At 41.8% G+C, this 17,420-nt stretch carries 17 protein-coding genes; 7 read left to right on the top strand and 10 right to left on the bottom strand.

Features of this window, described 5'->3' with window-relative positions; genetic code table 11:
• Window positions 1-67 precede the first annotated feature (67 nt).
• Window positions 68-976, top strand: a complete 909-nt coding sequence (locus C5695_RS03485; RefSeq protein ID WP_117729205.1) for a LysR family transcriptional regulator — start codon at window positions 68-70, stop codon at window positions 974-976.
• Between the two features lie 33 nt (window positions 977-1,009).
• On the opposite strand, the gene C5695_RS03480 is transcribed toward C5695_RS03485, so the two are convergent.
• The gene (locus C5695_RS03480; RefSeq protein WP_034664582.1) at window positions 1,010-1,489 is read right to left on the bottom strand and encodes an aminoacyl-tRNA deacylase; all 480 of its coding nucleotides are present in this window, start codon (window positions 1,487-1,489) and stop codon (window positions 1,010-1,012) included.
• A gap of 148 nt (window positions 1,490-1,637) precedes the next feature.
• Here C5695_RS03480 and C5695_RS03475 point away from each other — a divergent pair, with 148 nt between their 5' ends.
• Complete coding sequence (locus C5695_RS03475; protein ID WP_233230800.1) at window positions 1,638-2,339, top strand: MFS transporter; 702 nt, start codon at window positions 1,638-1,640, stop codon at window positions 2,337-2,339.
• Here C5695_RS03475 and C5695_RS03470 read toward each other — a convergent pair.
• Complete coding sequence (locus C5695_RS03470) at window positions 2,311-3,042, bottom strand: MurR/RpiR family transcriptional regulator (protein WP_117729203.1); 732 nt, start codon at window positions 3,040-3,042, stop codon at window positions 2,311-2,313. The genes C5695_RS03475 and C5695_RS03470 overlap by 29 nt on opposite strands.
• A 199-nt stretch (window positions 3,043-3,241) precedes the next feature.
• On the opposite strand from C5695_RS03470, the gene C5695_RS03465 reads away from it, so the two are divergent.
• Window positions 3,242-4,570 carry a 6-phospho-beta-glucosidase gene (locus C5695_RS03465; RefSeq protein ID WP_117729201.1) on the top strand — a complete coding sequence of 443 codons (1,329 nt, stop codon included), beginning with the start codon at window positions 3,242-3,244 and terminating at the stop codon, window positions 4,568-4,570.
• 98 nt (window positions 4,571-4,668) lie between these two features.
• Here the strand turns inward: C5695_RS03465 and C5695_RS03460 are convergent, their stop codons facing one another.
• Window positions 4,669-4,830 carry a DUF3885 domain-containing protein gene (locus C5695_RS03460; RefSeq protein WP_233230799.1) on the bottom strand — a complete coding sequence of 54 codons (162 nt, stop codon included), beginning with the start codon at window positions 4,828-4,830 and terminating at the stop codon, window positions 4,669-4,671.
• A 113-nt stretch (window positions 4,831-4,943) separates the two neighbouring features.
• On the opposite strand from C5695_RS03460, the gene C5695_RS03455 reads away from it, so the two are divergent.
• Window positions 4,944-5,150, top strand: coding sequence for a hypothetical protein (locus C5695_RS03455; protein ID WP_117729199.1), 207 nt, complete (start codon window positions 4,944-4,946; stop codon window positions 5,148-5,150).
• A gap of 10 nt (window positions 5,151-5,160) precedes the next feature.
• Here the strand turns inward: C5695_RS03455 and C5695_RS03450 are convergent, their stop codons facing one another.
• Window positions 5,161-6,075, bottom strand: a complete 915-nt coding sequence (locus C5695_RS03450; protein WP_117729196.1) for an NAD(P)/FAD-dependent oxidoreductase — start codon at window positions 6,073-6,075, stop codon at window positions 5,161-5,163.
• Window positions 6,076-6,140: 65 nt separating this feature from the next.
• Window positions 6,141-6,578: an Rrf2 family transcriptional regulator gene (locus C5695_RS03445; RefSeq protein WP_117729194.1), complete on the bottom strand. Its 438-nt coding sequence runs from the start codon at window positions 6,576-6,578 to the stop codon at window positions 6,141-6,143.
• A 183-nt stretch (window positions 6,579-6,761) separates the two neighbouring features.
• On the opposite strand from C5695_RS03445, the gene C5695_RS03440 reads away from it, so the two are divergent.
• A complete protein-coding gene (locus C5695_RS03440) occupies window positions 6,762-7,133 on the top strand; it encodes a hypothetical protein (protein ID WP_024718616.1) in 372 nt (123 codons plus the stop codon).
• A 52-nt stretch (window positions 7,134-7,185) separates the two neighbouring features.
• On the opposite strand, the gene C5695_RS03435 is transcribed toward C5695_RS03440, so the two are convergent.
• The 4 genes from C5695_RS03435 to C5695_RS03420 form a co-directional block, all read right to left on the bottom strand.
• Entirely contained in the window at window positions 7,186-8,040 is an 855-nt protein-coding gene (locus tag C5695_RS03435; protein ID WP_117729192.1) for an SMI1/KNR4 family protein, read from the bottom strand.
• Window positions 8,041-8,146: 106 nt separating this feature from the next.
• Window positions 8,147-9,121, bottom strand: a complete 975-nt coding sequence (locus C5695_RS03430) for a tRNA dihydrouridine synthase (protein WP_117729189.1) — start codon at window positions 9,119-9,121, stop codon at window positions 8,147-8,149.
• Window positions 9,122-9,373: 252 nt separating this feature from the next.
• Window positions 9,374-10,753 (bottom strand): 23S rRNA (uracil(1939)-C(5))-methyltransferase RlmD, encoded by a 1,380-nt coding sequence (gene rlmD / locus C5695_RS03425; RefSeq protein WP_117732995.1) that lies wholly within the window; start codon window positions 10,751-10,753, stop codon window positions 9,374-9,376.
• 60 nt (window positions 10,754-10,813) lie between these two features.
• Complete coding sequence (locus tag C5695_RS03420; protein ID WP_117729187.1) at window positions 10,814-11,722, bottom strand: diacylglycerol kinase; 909 nt, start codon at window positions 11,720-11,722, stop codon at window positions 10,814-10,816.
• A gap of 180 nt (window positions 11,723-11,902) precedes the next feature.
• On the opposite strand from C5695_RS03420, the gene C5695_RS03415 reads away from it, so the two are divergent.
• Window positions 11,903-12,859 (top strand): nucleoside hydrolase, encoded by a 957-nt coding sequence (locus C5695_RS03415; RefSeq protein ID WP_117729185.1) that lies wholly within the window; start codon window positions 11,903-11,905, stop codon window positions 12,857-12,859.
• 191 nt (window positions 12,860-13,050) lie between these two features.
• Here the strand turns inward: C5695_RS03415 and C5695_RS03410 are convergent, their stop codons facing one another.
• A complete protein-coding gene (locus tag C5695_RS03410) occupies window positions 13,051-16,275 on the bottom strand; it encodes an efflux RND transporter permease subunit (protein ID WP_117729182.1) in 3,225 nt (1,074 codons plus the stop codon).
• A 131-nt stretch (window positions 16,276-16,406) separates the two neighbouring features.
• On the opposite strand from C5695_RS03410, the gene C5695_RS03405 reads away from it, so the two are divergent.
• Window positions 16,407-17,252, top strand: coding sequence for a TetR/AcrR family transcriptional regulator (locus tag C5695_RS03405; protein WP_117729180.1), 846 nt, complete (start codon window positions 16,407-16,409; stop codon window positions 17,250-17,252).
• The last annotated feature ends 168 nt before the right edge of the window (window positions 17,253-17,420 follow it).

Genomic DNA, 17,420 nt, shown 5'->3' with positions numbered 1-17,420 from the left:
TGCCTTATAATAAATCTAATGAATGTTTTTGATTAAACCATCAAAATAATTGATAGGTGGTGCAAAGTTGAATTTACACGCCCTTCGGATTTTTGCAAAGGTCGCAGAGACAAAAAGCGTCACACAAACTGCAGATGCACTATCTTTGACACAGCCTGCTGTAACGGCTCAACTTAGAAGCATTGAACGAGACATCGGTTTTCGCCTTTTTAAACGAAACGGTCGGGGCATTGCGCTCACAGAAATGGGAAAGATGCTGTATCCTTATGCCCGGCAAGTGTTTGAGGCTGAAAAGGAAGTAGAATATCAGATCACGCTATTACAAAACGGGAAGAAGGGGCGCCTCCGCATCGGTTCTACCTATGTACCACTCAACTTTTTACTGCCTGATTGGCTGGCTGCTTTTAAAACGTCATCACCACAGACAGAAATCGAATTAAAAAGCGGAAATTCCGCTCAAGTGATAGAGAGCCTGCTTCAATATGAATCAGATGTCGCCATCGCTGTAATTGAAGATTTGCATCATGAGGAGATCGTTACCTCTCATTTGACGAATTTAAGCTATGATTTTATTGTGCCAGCAGACCATCTGTTGAACGGAAAAACCGTTCCGCTAGAGCACCTGAGTCAGGAGCCCTTTTTAATGCGTGAAGAAGGCAGCTCCACTAGAGATAAGCTCTTTTCCCTGTTCACCTCGAAAGGAATTAAAAAACCGACTGTTGATTTACAATTCAGCGGTGTTCATGAAGCGATTCAAATGATTAAAGCTGGCTATGGGATCACACTTGTTCCCCGTGATGCGGTTCAAGGCAGTCTCAAGCGGAAAGAGATTGGGCGTGTATATATCGAAGGCATAGAAATCGTCAGACCTGTTGTGATCTGCAAACGGGCGAATGACCTTGAAGAAAATAGAACCGTGGATGCCTTCCTGCAAATGAAAGATATCGGTCCATTTAAGGAGCCGGCTGCAAATTAAAAAAGTGCCTGCATGAGAAACAGGCACTTTTTTCTATTCTGCTGGCTGCACGATGTCATACGGTACAGCCTTTGAGGCTTTCACTAATTGTTCTGGTGTGATCAGTATTTCATTTCCCCATTCACCTGCTCCAACACCTAATACTTCTTCCTCTAATAGCGAAGCTTCGATGATGGTGCGGAAGCCTTCTGGCTGCCAGCAAAACGGCGGTATTGAGCCAATTCGGTAGCCTGTCACTTCCAGAACCTTCTCTGGTGATGCCATTTTAATATTACGAGAGCCAGCCGCTTTCTTTAGTTTCCCTGACTTAATATGCTGGTCTGCGCCAACCATCACAAGCAGCTGCTCCCCTTCCCCTGTTTCAAAAATCAATGTCTTAATCATTTGTCTCTCGCGAAAACCAAGGGCTGCTGCTACATTTGCGGCTCCCTTCTCTGTTTCGGAAGAAAATGTTTTGATCTCATATGGGATGCTGTGCTGATTCAAGAATTCATGTGCTGGCAGTACTTTCATTGATTTGAACCCCTTTCCTTACGATGTGTTTCATTTAGCTTATCACAATCCTCTCATACTTAAGATGTATTTTTGAATGGAAATCCTCTGGGTACTTCATCACCATGGTATACTGAACTTGTTTTTGAAAAGAAGGAGTCGATTGGATATGGGAAACAAGTTTTGGTTTTATACAGGCAGTAAAAGCCTTCTCATGCTAAGTGATATTCTATTTTTGATGACGATTACGTTAGTTATTTATCAAGATACACAATCTGTTGCCTATGCTGCTGTATTTCCGCTCATAAGAACACTATGTCAGCTATTGGCTGGGCTCATCTCTCCTGTTTTGACCGCTCACTTTCACGCCGATCTTCTATTGAAATGGGTCCCTCTTTTACGGATTGGGATGCTCGTCGTGTTCACGACACAATTTCATTTCTTTCAGCAGCACCTGATCTGGCTGTTTAGTGCGTTCGTTTTGATTTCCATCACAGGCGGGTTCATCAGCCCTTTATTACAGGCCATCATGCCGATGCTTGTGCCAGCAAATCAGCTTGTGAAAGCGAACAGTACAGCCTCCGTTTTTTATCAATCTGTTCAAATCGCCGGCTATTCGTTTACTGGAATACGAGTTATCAAAGGTGTATTCGGCTCAATACGTTCTCTCTTCTATGTCTGTCAGTTTATCTATTTTCTTTGTTGGAATAATTGCGGATACATTCGGCGCAAGACTTGTGTATTTGTTAGGCGGTTTGTTTGTGTTCGTCTGCTCTGGTATTGCCATCCTCGCTTTTATAAGGCAAAAAAAAATAGAGCAGCTGACTCCTCCAGCGGCTCTTTTACTTTTCTTTTAACATCGCGAACATGACACGCGCCATTGCTTCTAGTATATACACAACGGGTGCCTGTGTCGTGATATTGGCTCTGTGTACCCGTTCGTCTGTCACGTAATACGCAATATTTAAATCAGAAATGCGCGAAACCGTACAGTGCTGATTGTTTGTAATACTAATGATTTTGCTTCCTTCTCTTTTTAACTTCGAAATATGATCAATCGTAATTCGGTTCTCCCCTGATACAGACAGCACAATGGTGACACTATTGTCTAAATACTGCATATTCATCGGGAAAAACGGATCATTGATGTAAAAGGAAAATTTCTCAAGACTTGAAAAATACCTTGCCCCATACTGTGCCAAAATACCAGAGCTGCCAGTGCCGATAAACAGCACATTTTTTGCATCAGCAATGAGCCTTGCCGCCTCTTTAATCTTCCCTTCAAAGTCCCCTTTTAGTGTACGTTCAATAAATTCATACAAAAAGTGCTGGGTGCTTTTTAGAGTAGGTGTCTGCTCTGATTCTAAATACATTTTGAGTTTCACTTTAAACTCTGAAAAGCCTTCACAATTTACTTTTCGGCAAAAGCGAAGGACAGACGAGGTGGAAATATGAGCGGCATCTGCCAAGTCCCGAATTCTCATATAGACGACCTTTTCACTGTTTTCCATGATGTATCGGTATAAAGCGCTTTCTAGTTCATTAAAGCTGGAAATGACCTCACTTGAAAACATCTGACTTCCCCTTTCTCCAACAGCATGTCACAATGTGTTTCTTTTATGTAACAATTCTCTAAATAGGGCACCCTTGCCTAAAGACGCTGAAGTCATTTACGCACGAGATGCTCTCACGATAAGCTATAGATGTACAAACAAAAGAATTAGCTTTTCTCTATTATAACATTGCGCGTTACATTATTCGGAGGTGCAGAACATGGCAAAAGGATTAAAGGTTGTCACAATCGGCGGAGGATCAAGCTATACACCAGAACTTGTCGAAGGATTCATTAAACGGTACGAGGAATTTCCAATAAGCGAACTTTGGCTCGTCGATATCGAAGCAGGTAAAGAAAAGCTTGAGATCGTCGGAAATCTTGCAAAACGCATGGTGAAAAAAGCAGGGCTTCCAATCGAGGTTCATTTAACTTTAGATCGCCGGAAAGCGCTTGTGGACGCTGATTTCGTTACAACACAATTCCGTGTCGGACTTCTTGAAGCACGTATGAAGGATGAACGCATTCCTTTAAAATATGATGTCATTGGTCAAGAAACGAATGGTCCAGGAGGTCTGTTCAAAGGACTTCGCACCATTCCAGTCATTCTTGATATTGTCAAAGATATTGAAGAACTGTGCCCAGACGCATGGCTTGTGAATTTCACAAATCCAGCTGGTATGGTCACAGAAGCCGTTCTTCGCTATTCAAACCATCGCAAAGTCGTTGGTTTATGTAACGTGCCTATCGGCATTCGTATGGGAATCGCCAAAGGCCTTGATGTCGATGCAAGCAGAGTCGAGGTCAGCTTTGCTGGATTAAACCATATGGTCTTCGGACTCAATGTGTTCTTAGACGGCAAAAGCATCATGGATCAAGTCATCGAAGACATGGCAGATCCAAACTCCACGATGTCAATGAACAACATTCAAGCCATTCCATGGAATGCTGATTTCTTAAAAGGGCTTGGCGTGATTCCTTGTCCATATCACCGCTACTACTACAAAACAAGTGATATGCTGGCTGAAGAAAAGAAAGCAGCAGAGAATGAAGGAACTCGTGCAGAAGTCGTTCGTGCCCTAGAAAATGACCTGTTTGAGCTTTACAAAGACCCTGATCTTGATATCAAGCCGCCACAGCTTGAAAAACGAGGCGGTGCCTACTACAGTGATGCCGCTTGTAACTTGATTGCATCGATTTATAACGACAAGCATGATATTCAGCCTGTGAACACCATCAACAATGGTGCCATCAGTGACATTCCAAATGATTCTGCTGTTGAACTGAACTGCGTCATCACAAAAGACGGCCCTAAACCAATCGCTGTTGGCGAGATGCCAGTCGCTGTCAAAGGACTTATTTCTCAAATTAAATCCTTTGAACGTGTAGCCGCTGAAGCAGCCGTGACAGGCGATTACAACACAGCACTTGTCGCAATGACGATCAACCCGCTTGTCCCATCAGATGCCATTGCAAAAAGCATCCTAGATGAAATGCTAGAAGCACACAAGGAATATTTGCCACAGTTTTTCAATAAAGTAGAAGCATAAAAAGGAACCGCACTTGTGAAAAGTGCGGTTTTTCTTATTTACCTGCAAACAGCTGATCAACATATCGTCTTCTGGATCAAAAGCATATCTGACAATGTCTAAAGCACGATCCCCGCTTTTTCTAATACAACTGATTTTTCTCCTAATGACCAATCTGCCACTTCAAAGCGAAGCCCAAAAGGCCACCCATAAAAAAGAGGCGGCGTGAGGATAAGATCAGGAAAATGATGTTTTAAAAATCTATTGGTTTGATGGCTCATTTGCCTTCCTTTCATTGGTTTTATTTCTTATTTTACCGTTGAAACTGACAGGAAAACAATTGGAAATAAACTGTCATTTCTTATATGATGGAAAGAGATGGAGGTGTGACCAATTGAAAAAATCAAAATGGTTTCTACAAGTATTCCTTACAGCTCTGATCACCATGTGGATACAGGCGGGACTGGATCAAGTGAACATCATTCAAATCACCAATGTATGGGTTGATGCCAGCAGCTGGCTTCTGATCTTTTTTGTGATTTACGCACTTTTTGAATGGACTGCTCACGTCTTAACAAAACGGAAAACCGTTCATCGCTGAACATCTCTTTTTATAGAGGTGTTTTTTCTTGAAATTCCTCTTGCACAAGTTCATGGATGACGCCCATTCCTGCCTGACTGCCGGCGGCGGCTGCCAGGACAAGCTGAGCAGGACCACCTAAATTGTCACCGCATGCAAAAACACCGCTAACAGTTGTACGTCCAAGAATATCTGTTTCAATGCCCCCATTTGTCGTCATTTGGCAGCCAAGTTTTTCAGCAAATGGAGTGGACTGCTTGAAATCACTTGCGACAAATCCGCCTCCTCTTTTCACCGTTTCCCCATTCGCAAGGTGAAGAGAGTGCAGCTGTCCATTTTCATGATCAATTGACACAATCGGTACATCAATGACTTGAATAGAATGTGCTGTTAGCAGTGCCTTCTCCTCTTCAGCTAACACTTTCTGTCCATTCGTAAACACGATCAAATCCTTTGTCCAATTGGAAAGAAGTTTAGCCATATGCAGGGTGCGCTGATTTTCTGCAATCAGGGCAAGCGGCTTGTCCTTTAGCTCCCAGCCATCGCAGAAAGGACAGCTAAACACCGTCTTTCCATACACATCATGAATTCCTTTAATCTCTGGCAATATATCTTGAAGTCCTGTTGCCAATATGATTTTCTTCGCTTCATATCTTTCTCCCTCTTGTGTCAGTAACGTAAAGTTGCCCTCATTTTTTTGTATCTCAACAATTCTGCTTCGCTTCATTTGGATATTTGGGTATTTTTGAAGATCTGCCTCTCCCGCTTTTCTGATCTCAAACGGAGCCATTCCGTCGTTTGTAATAAATCCATGTGATTCCTGAGTCACTTGATTTCTTGGCATCTCGTCATCGAATACAATGACCTGTTTTCTGCCCCGTCCCACAACAAGTGCTGCACTTAATCCGGCTGGCCCGCCTCCAATAATGGCACAATCTAATAACATATAAATCTCCCCTTTTTATCAAAGATTTTAAAGACTCTTAATATCTATAATAGATTCAAAAAAAATCACATGTTGTAAAATGGATTCTTTTTTGTCTGCTCAATTTGGCTTGCAATATCAACTAACCGCTTTTGACTTAGTGTTTCCTGCATTTTCGTTTCAACATCCTGCATGGCTTGTTCAATCAAACAGCCATCATGCGGCATGAAAGAATCATGTTCTAGAGAACAACGAAATAAATTGGTTTGACCTTCTACCGCCTGAATGACGTCTAAAAATGAAATGTCCTCCTTCTTTTTCAGAATGGTGTAACCACCTTTTGCGCCAGGTGTTGATTCAATCAATCCTGCCTTCACAAGCTTTGTTAAAATTTTGGATAAATAGGTGGCTGAAAGGTCTTGCATCTTGGCGAGAGGCTCAACGCCAATTGCTTTCCCCTTTGGTGCAAGAGTTAAAAACACCATCGTATGCAGCGCATAGTTGGTCGCTTTAGAATATTTCATCAGATGATTCCCTTTCTATCTATTATAGATCTTTTATATCTGTAATTCATCATAAAAGATTCAAGAAGAAAAAGCAAGTGTTATGGTTCTATCTTCTTTTTCATTCCACATTTCTCATTTCCTTCCGATAATAGAGATAAGCACGAATAAAATTTTGACGAAGACTAGAAGGAGTGAAGAGAAATGTCAGATCAACAGCACAATGCAGCACACGAGGAAGAAGAGGAATTTAATGTATACGACATGCTTCCGCCCGCAGGAACAATCATTGGGGAAGCAACAGAAGAAGAAATGGAAGCTGCGGCAGCATTAGAAGTGAGACATTATGCCTTTATGCGCCTGCAAGACTCGTACATTCAATTTGATGGATCTTCCTATAAAGAATTGCTTAAAGACTTTCAAGAACTAGAATTTGATTCTGCCAAGTTTTGGAGAGCCATCGCAAGACGCCTGCAAGTCCCATATGAATGGCCAATCCGAATCGACCACGCAAACGGCCCTATTTATATTGGTGAAACAGAAGATAGCCGTGAGGTTGAGGAGAGTGCGGAGTAAAGGAAATGTGACCCCCTTTTGGTGAGGGGGTCTTTTTTAGAATGATAGATACTTACTCCTCTAAATCAAATTCCAATGCGATTGATATATTAAAGGCAATGTCGTGCATTTCCTCTATTTTCGAATGACTCAAATGCTTCGCAAAACGACGTGCATTCTCGACAACATCAGCATGCTGTTTAATCATTTCGTCATTCATTATAAAAATCGTATTGATTGCCCAGCCAGCAGTCGTTAACATTTCTTCGTCCTGAAGGGTATCCATACATGTTTCTACTTCAGAAAAAATCCACTTGATATCATCAATTTGTTCCACTTGGAAATTCCCGATTTTTGAAAGCTGTTCAGGGTCTTTGGTTAAGAAGATCTCTTTCACTTCTTCTTTTGATAATGGCGGATTCTGCTTTTCATATTCAGCCTGCCACTCTTCATCTGACATCCCATATTCTTCGCTATCTTCTGCAGTATAATGCCCAGCAAGCAATTCATCAAACGAATCCGCTAATTTGAAATCTGTCTCATATTCTAAATCAAAGTAATGAACCGGTGGATGCTCCTTTGTTTCTCTATAATCCAACGCAATCCACGTATGTCCATCTCCACAAATGAGAACAAGCCCCTCAGGCAATTCCCATTCTTCTATTAAATAGTCACTATCCATGATGCCTTCATTTTTAGCAATTCCTCTTAAATGATCAAATGACACATGATCCTCTGCCCATCCATTCGGCTGATCCGTTGGAAAAGCGTTATGCAGGGTATAACCGCCATTTTGTTCAAGGATAAGTTTTTTATATGTATCCGGCAGTATGACGCCCAGCTTCTTTTCCGCTTTTGCAATGCCTTGCTCGTTGATTTTCTTAAATGTTTCTTCACTTTCTATGTCTTTATCCCAAAATGATTTCAAATAAAATACCTCCAATTGTTATTTCTATCTCATTTTACCATTTAAGCGAACTAGTTTAATAGTCCTATTTAATAAAAAAGAGAAGGGCTCCCCCTCCTCTTGTTGGTCATAATTGTTCTTGATTTCTCGCTTCAAATTCATCCAGCATTGCACGCACTTCATCTGTTGATGATGTGTTCATTAATTGATTTCTTAGGAAACTCGCTCCTCGGAATCCTTTTACATAAATCTTAAAGAAACGATGCAGTGCTTTGAATGGTCGCAGGCCTAGTGATGAGTATTGATCATGAAGATCAAGATGCAATCTTAAAAGACCTAGCAGTTCATCACTCGTATGCTCCTTAGGCTCTTTTTCAAAAGCAAATGGGTTATGGAAAATCCCGCGCCCAATCATCACTCCGTCCACTCCATACTGCTCAGCGAGCTTTAAGCCCGTTTGACGATCAGGAATATCACCATTGATCGTCAAAAGCGTATCAGGTGCTACTTTATCACGAAGTTTTATAATCTCAGGAATGAGCTCCCAATGCGCATCTACCTGGCTCATTTCCTTTCTAGTCCGAAGGTGGATCGATAAGTTCACAATGTCTTGCTCCAAAATGTGTCTGAGCCAATCGTGCCATTCATCAACCTCTGTAAAACCAAGTCTTGTTTTGACGCTAACAGGTAATCCCCCAGCTTTTGCAGCTTGAATCAGTTCTGCGGCAACGTCTGGGCGAAGAATCAAGCCACTGCCCTTCCCGTTTTGCGTGACATTCGGAACAGGACAGCCCATATTAATATCAAGCCCCTGAAATCCTAACTCCGCCATCCCAATGCTCATCTGTCTAAAGTTCTCAGGCTTGTCTCCCCAAATATGAGCAACAATCGGCTGCTCATCCTCTGTAAACGTTAAACGCCCCTTCACACTTTGAATCCCATCAGGATGGCAATAGCTCTCACTGTTCGTAAACTCTGTAAAAAACACATCTGGTCTCGCCGCCTCACTCACAACATGACGAAACACAACATCTGTCACTTCTTCCATTGGTGCTAATATAAAAAATGGCCGCGGTAAATCACGCCAGAAATTTTTACTCATCTTTCATCCAATTCCTCTCATGACATAGCGCCTAAAGGGCATGTCCTTCTATAAAGTCATTCTGCAATTTTTATCATTATATACTTTAATATGAACTAGGCAAAATTGCAAAAAAGGACATTTGGTAATGATTCGCGAGTGAAAATATTAATTCCACTGCCAATTATCATTTTTTGAAGCAGATTGAACAAACAAAAATAAAAATATCCCGATATCGATATTTTTCACGAAATCGGGATGTCTCTCAATACCTTACTGATTAATCACAAGACTTGCCACGCACTCCACATGCGCCGTATGCGGAAACATATCCACAGGCTGTACTTCCTCCGTCACATACCCACTATCTTCAAGAATACGCAAATCACGAGCTAGCGTCCCCGGATTACAGGATACATAAACAACTCGGTTTGGTTTCATCTTTAACATGGTGTCAAGCAATGCTTCGTCGCAGCCTTTTCTTGGCGGATCAACGACAAGCGTATCTGCTTTGATGCCTTCTTTGTACCAGTTTGGGATAACGGTTTCTGCTTCGCCGACTGCGAATTCGACGTTGTTGATTCCGTTTAAGGCAGCGTTGCGTTTTGCGTCTTCAATTGCTTCTGGCACAATTTCTACGCCATATACTCTGCCTGCTTTTTGTGCGAGAAATAAGGAAATCGTACCGATTCCGCAATACGCATCGATCACGGTTTCTTCTCCTTGTAGCTCGGCATATTCAAGGGCTTTATCATAAAGAACCTTTGTTTGAGCTGGATTCACTTGATAAAATGAGCGGGCTGAAATGGCAAATTTGATGTCGCCAATTGTGTCATAAATGTATTCTTCACCCCATAAAACGGTTGTTTCGTCTCCGAAAATGACATTTGTTTTCTTTGAATTCACGTTTTGCACAATTGACCGAACGTGTGGGAAGCGTGCTATAATCTGCTCAATCACTTGCTGCTTTTGCGGAAAGTCAGCCGTTCTAGTAACAAACACAACCATCATTTCACCTGTTGCAATGCCGTAGCGTACCATGACATGGCGCAGCCAGCCTTTGTGCCGCTCTTCGTTATATGCTTTGATGCCAAACGCATTGCATATGTCTTTTACTGCCTGTACCACTTCGTCATTTTCTGACTGCTGGATCAAACATTTTTCCATATCAATGATTTCATGGGTACGCTGCTGATAAAATCCTGCAACAAGTCCGCCTTCCCGTTCGCCAACTGGAACTTGTGCTTTGTTTCGATAATTCCAAGGGTCTTCCATGCCGAGTACAGGATGAACTTTTACACGGCTCATATCAAGCTTGCCGATCCGCTCTAAAACGTCCTTTACTTGTTTCTGTTTAAATAGCAGCTGGCCTTCATAGCTCATATGCTGTATTTGACAGCCGCCGCACTGCTTGTAGATAGGACATGGCGCATCTTGCCTATGCTGACTTTCCTTTGTCAGCTCCATGAGTCGTCCAAAAGCAAATCCTTTTTTGACACGTGTGACTTTGATTTTCCCTTGTTCGTCAGGAAGGGCATTCGGTACAAAGACAGGGAATCCTTCAATCTTCGCTACACCTGCACCTTCGTGCGTTAAGTCTTCGAAGGTTACATTGTAGTATTCATTTTTTTCAACAGGCGGTTTCATTTTCACCAATTTTATCACCTCATTTGCAAAGAAAAACTTGGTGCCATAAGGAACCAAGTTCAATCTCTACCCTATTTTTTCAGCTGTTGCTTTTGGCACAATAAATTCTATATGACGATACAGGTTTTCAAATTCACCTGGCAGCATGCCGCCGTATTCGCCATCTAAATTCAATTGCATTTTATCTTTTACATCTACTTTTACGCGGTTCGCTTTTGCGTAGATGACATTGTTATCATGAATATGCTCGCCTCGTAGTGCAAGGCTAACTACTCGAATGGCTTCTGCTAGGTTGACCTTCTTTAAAATAATCAGGTCAAACATTCCATCATCTAAAATGGAATCTGGCGCTAGCTTTTCAAAGCCGCCTACTGAGTTTGTGAGTGAAACAAGAAACAGCATGATTTCTCCATGAAACAATTTGCCGTCATATTCAATTTCGACTTCTGTCGGGCGGATAGAAGGAAGCATCTCCATGCCTTTTAAATAATAAGCAAGCTGTCCAAGCATTGTCTTCAGCTTACTAGGCACTTCATAAGTGAGCTCTGTTAACCGACCGCCGCCAGCAATATTAATAAAATAATGGCCATTGACTTTACCGATATCAAGCGGCTTCGCTACACCCTCTATAATGGCATCTGTCGCTTTTAAAACACCTTCTCGTGGAATTCCAAGTGCTCTTGCGAAGTCATTTGTTGTTCCAACTGGAATAATTCCGAGTTTCGGTCTTTTTTCAAGCGGTGCTAGTCCGTTGACGACTTCATTGATCGTGCCGTCGCCACCTGCTGCTACAATTAGATCAAAATCTCTCTGTGCAGCTTTTTCAGCTGCTTCTGTCGCATCTCCTGCACATGTCGTTGCATGACAAGATGTTTCATAGCCAGCTTGTTCAAATTTTTGCAAAACCTGCGGTAAATTCTTCTTGAAGAGTTCACGCCCAGATGTCGGATTGTATATAATTCGAGCACGTTTCATTCATCATCATCCTATATTCATTATGCAATCTATTTTCACCACTAACAACCTTTAATTATACTATGAGATTTGAAAATGGCAACAGAACAACACCCTAATATTAGAAATCTCACGCACATCTCCCTGAACAGATAAGCATTCTGATAAGATAAAAGAAAACACTGAAAAGGATGGTATACGATGAAAAAGCCTGTCTATTTCAACCATGATGGCGGTGTTGACGACCTCGTCTCTTTATTTCTTCTCCTTCAAATGGAACATTTAAAAGTAATTGGTACGTCTGTAATTCCTGCTGATTGTTATTTAGAGCCTGCTCTCAGTTCATCTCAAAAAATCATTGATCGATTTAGCCCATATGAAATTGAAATCGCTGCTTCAAATTCTAGAGGTGTCAATCCCTTTCCAAAGGAATGGCGTATGCATGCTTTTTATGTAGACGCCCTGCCGATTTTAAATGAAAAAGGGACTGTTGATACAAAAATATCGAAGCTTCCAGCACACCTTCATTTAATTGAAACAGTTAAAATGGCAACAGAACCTGTCACGCTGCTCTTTACAGGTCCGCTCACAGACCTTGCTCGCGCTTTAGAAGAAGATCCTTCAATTTCTAATAAAATTGAAAAATTGGTGTGGATGGGTGGTACGTTTCTTGAAAAAGGCAATGTTGAGGAACCCGAGCATGATGGGACAGCCGAATGGAATGCATTTTGGGATCCTTATGCAGTCAGTACTGTCTTCAAGGAACACTTCCCTATTGAAATGGTCGCGCTTGAAAGCACGAACCAAGTCCCGCTTACACTCGATGTGCGACAGCGCTGGGCTTCCCTTCGTTCTCACATTGGAATTGATTTTATTGGGCAGTGCTACGCCTTTTGTCCACCGCTCATTCATCATGAAACGAATTCGACTTATTACTTATGGGACGTGCTGACAACGATCACTCTTGCTTCTACATCATTTACCCGTTCAAAAGAAGTAAATGCGATCGCTTATACCGAGACGCCAAAGCAAGGACGCACTGAAGAACACCCAGATGGAAAATCAATACAAGTGATTGACCATGTCGATCGTGATGCCTTTTTCCACGCCTTTGAAAAGCTTATGAGAAAAGCTGCGTGTCAGATTTCAAATAATTGAAAAAGGGCTGAAATGATTTTTTTCAGCCCTTTTTCTTCTTTACAGCGTGATAGAAAACCTTTGCAGTCTAGGAAGGGCGAGCACTGGCGCGGAGCGAATTTGACATTCTTGAGCACCAGCGCACAGGACTGACAACGAATGCGAAGGTTTGTCTACATGCTGAAAACCCCGCCAATGAGCGGGGCTTCCTCTTATTCTTCTTCAGCGTACTTATTCTTACGTCTGAATTTGCTTAAAATTTCATACACGATTGGTACGATGACCAATGTGAGAAGTGTAGAACTTGTTAAACCGCCGATCACGGTCACCCCAAGTCCTTTTGATACGATCTGGCTTCCGCCTTCAAATCCTAATGCGAGTGGCAGCAGTGCACCGATCGTCGCAAGGGCAGTCATTAAGATTGGACGTAATCTTATTGTTCCTGCTTCAAGCAATGCTTCTCTTGTTGAAAGACCTTCTTTTTCTTTATGAATGACGCGGTCAATCAAGACGATGGCATTTGTGACAACGATCCCAATCAACATCAGCAATCCAATCATGGCATTTAAGCTGATGGTTTCTTTTGCTACAAACAGTCCAACGAGTGCACCAATAATCGTAAATGGAAGTGAGAACAGAATCGCAAATGGTGCAAGCCCTCCGCCAAATGTAATGACGAGAACGAGATACACAATGGCAATCGCTGCAAGCATGGCAAGCCCAAGCTGTGTAAAGGATTCCTCAATATCCGCACTTACGCCGCCTGTGTCAATCTTTACGCCAGACTTTACATCAAGCTTGTCAACTTTCTTCTGAACATCCTGCGTTACACTTGAGACGTTGTCTGTTGTCATGTCACCAGACACTTCTGCGTAGATTTTCCCATCACGTTTTGTCACCGTATTTGCTGTCGTACCGTCTTTTACTTTTACGACATCGCCAATTCGGACTTGTTGTCCTGTTGGTGTTGTGATCTTTTTATTTTCTAAATCTTTTTTGCTCTTATATTCGTCTTTTTCGGTTTGAAGCTTCACATCAAGTTCTTTGCCGTCCTCTGTGACTTTCGTTAGTGTTGTTTCACTATTTTGAGGGGCAATCGCTTGAGCGATTTGTGAAGCAGTTAGACCCAGCTTCGCCAGTTTTTCTTGATCTGCATTAAACGTATATTCGTCGTATTTCTCAGATAAGCTTGTGCTGACATTTTTTAAGTTTTTCTCATCTTTTAAGATGTTTTCCACATCTTTTACTGTGCCTTCAATATCGCTGACTTTGTCACCGTAGACATAGTACGTTACCGTATTGCTTGCGCCAGCAGATGAGAAGTCTTGTGATTTCCATTCCCCTTTAGTCGCTTTGTCTTGCAGGGCTTTGACCACTTTATCTTTTTCTTTATCAAAGTTTGGTGTGTCCTCGTCGTATTGTACGAAGAATAATGCACCGTTAGAGTTTCCACCAACACTTGCTGTCAGCGCATTTGAAGAGCCTAATGAATATTGAACTGTATTGACATGGTCACGTTTCATTAAGTATTCTTCTGCCTTTTTCGTTTCATCAATTGCTTGTTCTCTCGTTTGTCCAGGCTCTGGAGTGTAAGTCACCATTGCCGTTTTGTCTGCTTCCTGCGGTAAGAAGCTGACACCGACAAGTGGTGCTAAGAATAAGCTTCCAACGAGCATAAGAACCGCAATTCCTGATGTGATCCATTTATGGTTCAGTGTCCAATTGAGTACACGTCGATAACCACCAGCAAGTTTGCTTGGTTTATGTTCTTTCACTTTTTTCGCTGTGCCGTACAGGTTCTTTTTAAATAGACTGTGTGCCATCATTGGAACAATCGTAATGGCCACAAGCAGTGAAGCAAGTAAAGCAAACACAATCGTCAGGGCAAATGGAATGAATAGTTCACCGATCATTCCGCCTACTAATGCTAATGGTAAGAATACCGCAATTGTGACAATCGTCGAAGACATGATCGGGATAAACATTTCTTTTGTGGCTTCTCTGACGAGTGCTTTGCCTTTTAACGGTTCATCCTTTAATGCCATTCGTCGATAGATATTTTCTATGACCACAATCGAGTCATCGACCACACGCCCAATGGCGACGGTCATGGCACCAAGTGTCATGATATTTAATGTAATATCCAGCTGATTTAATAATAAAACAGCAATCAACAGTGATAACGGAATGGAGATGACCGAAATTAATGTTGATTTGATATCTCGAAGGAACAATAGGATGATAATGATCGCAAAGATTGCTCCGATGATTGCCTTGTTTAGCATTGTGCTGACAGACTCTTTAATCGGCTCAGCTTGATCATATGTCGTACTTACTTTGAATCCTTTGTTGTCTTTTTTGAATTTCTCAAGCTCTTTCGTCACTTCTTCTGCCACACTCACAGTGTTGGCATCAGACCCTTTGACAATTTGCAGACCGATGCTGTCTTTTCCATTTGTTCTAGAAATCGATTCTGCATCTTTTACGACTTTAATATCCGCAATTTCAGAAAGCTTGATCGTCGGCAGCTCTACAGATTGACTGCTTGCTGCACCTCCACCAGTTTGCTGCTGAGCTGCTGCTTGCTGCTGACTTGCATTTCCAGCCTGCTGCTCCGCACCTTGCGCACCTGGGTTTTGAGAGCCGCTAGATGGTGCTCCAGCTCCAGCGCTTCCCGCACTGCCGCTTGCACTTGGTGTGACAGGGATTCGCATATTTTTCAAATCTTTGACGCTTAAAATATTGCCGTCCACGACAACTGATTTTTGATTGTTGCCGAATGTGTATAGACCTAATGGTACATTGACATCAGAGCCTTTGATCATGTTTTGGACAGTTTCTTCATCTAAACCATATTCTTTTAATTTCTTTTGTTTAAAAGAAAATTCCACTTCTTTGATTTGCTGTCCTGAAGCTTCTACGGAAGAGACACCATCTAAGCCTTCAAGTGAAGGAACAAGGTCTTCTTCTACTTTTTGAGTAAGGTCTTCTAGTGATTCTTTATCACCAGAGACACTAAGAGCTAAAATTGGAATCGCGTTGATGCTAAAGCGTGCGATTTTTGGTTTTTCTGCATTTTCCGGAAAATTGATATTGCTAATCGCATCTTCAATTTCCTTCTTTGCTTCATCCATGTCTTTGCTGTAATCGTACTCGACTTGAATTGATGAGGCATTTTCAAATGAGTTGGATGTGACCACATTGACTCCGTTGAGGTTTTGAATAGACTTCTCTATTGGATCGGTCACCTTATCTGATACTTCGTCCGGCGTTGCGCCAGGATACGTTGTAGAAACCGTAATGACTGGAGTGTTGATATTCGGGATTGATTCTTGTTTCATGTTCAATCCGGCATATAGACCAGCAACTGTTACGATAATCGTCATGAGCCATACAGCGAACTTATTCTTTAATACAAAATTGATGATCGAATTCATTATGTCCTCCATTTTCCTTTATGTATTGACTGACTGGTCATTCTATATCATAATAAACGGTGATATACAATGCCGTCAACCATTTCACTTGCGTTTGACGTAACATTCTAAAGCTGAAGGGGCCTTATTTCATGAACGAAAAAAAAGAAAAAATCATTAAAGCAAGCATCCAATTGTTTGCGAAAAAAGGTTTTTCTTCTACGACCATTCAGGAAATTGCAGATGAGTGCGGAATATCAAAAGGCGCATTTTATTTACATTTCAAATCAAAAGAACAGCTTTTCAACCGAGCGTTTGAATATTATATCGACACGTCTATGCAAAGTATTGAAACGATTCGAAAAGAGAATCAGCATCTCGCGCCGAGAGATATCTTTCAGAAACAAATCGCTGAACAGTTCCAGCATTTTGCCGAGAACAAGGATTTTATCATTTTGATCCTCAGCGAGAACATTATTCCGGAAAACCAGCAAATTAAAAAATATTCAAAAACTGTGAAGAAACAAATGCATGATGAAATTCAAATTTCCATCTTGACCACTTATGGACAGGAGATCGAACCCTACATAACTGACCTGTCAGTCATGATCCAAGGTATCATCCAATCGTATGTGCAGGTCTTGCTTTTACAAGATCAGATGCAATTATCATTTGATGAGCTCTCTTCCTTTATACTCGAACGGTTTGATGATTTGGTCCACGGGATGCTTCGTTCTCAGACGAAGCCGATCCTGAAGCAAGCCATTTGGGACGATGAAGCGCCGAGTGCGGCTTCCCTTCAAGAGGAGCTTCGTTTAATAAAACTTGAGCATCTGCTTTCCGATGATACCCTTGTATCCATTGAAGTCATTGAAGAAGAACTGGCGAAAGCTGAGCCTCGTAAACCAGTCATTCAAGGGATGCTGACAAATTTAGAAAAGTGTGAGGAGCCTGCTGTCATAAGAGTAGTAGAACAATTGAAGCTGTTTCTTCCATAACATTACGTGCTATTTTTCGATTTAGTTCACCTTTATCCCCTTCGAATGTGCACTTTCGCTTATGCTTCATTATAAGAAATGAATCTCAAAATTGATATACGGCGGTGGTCTGAATCTATAGTAAGACCCTGCCACGTCCACCAACAAAAAAACCGCCTCTACCATAAG

Source organism: Bacillus pumilus, from assembly GCF_003431975.1.
Lineage (GTDB): Bacteria > Bacillota > Bacilli > Bacillales > Bacillaceae > Bacillus > Bacillus pumilus_N.
The sequence above is the reverse complement of the archived record's forward strand: the minus strand, read 5'-3'. Positions and strand labels throughout refer to the sequence as shown.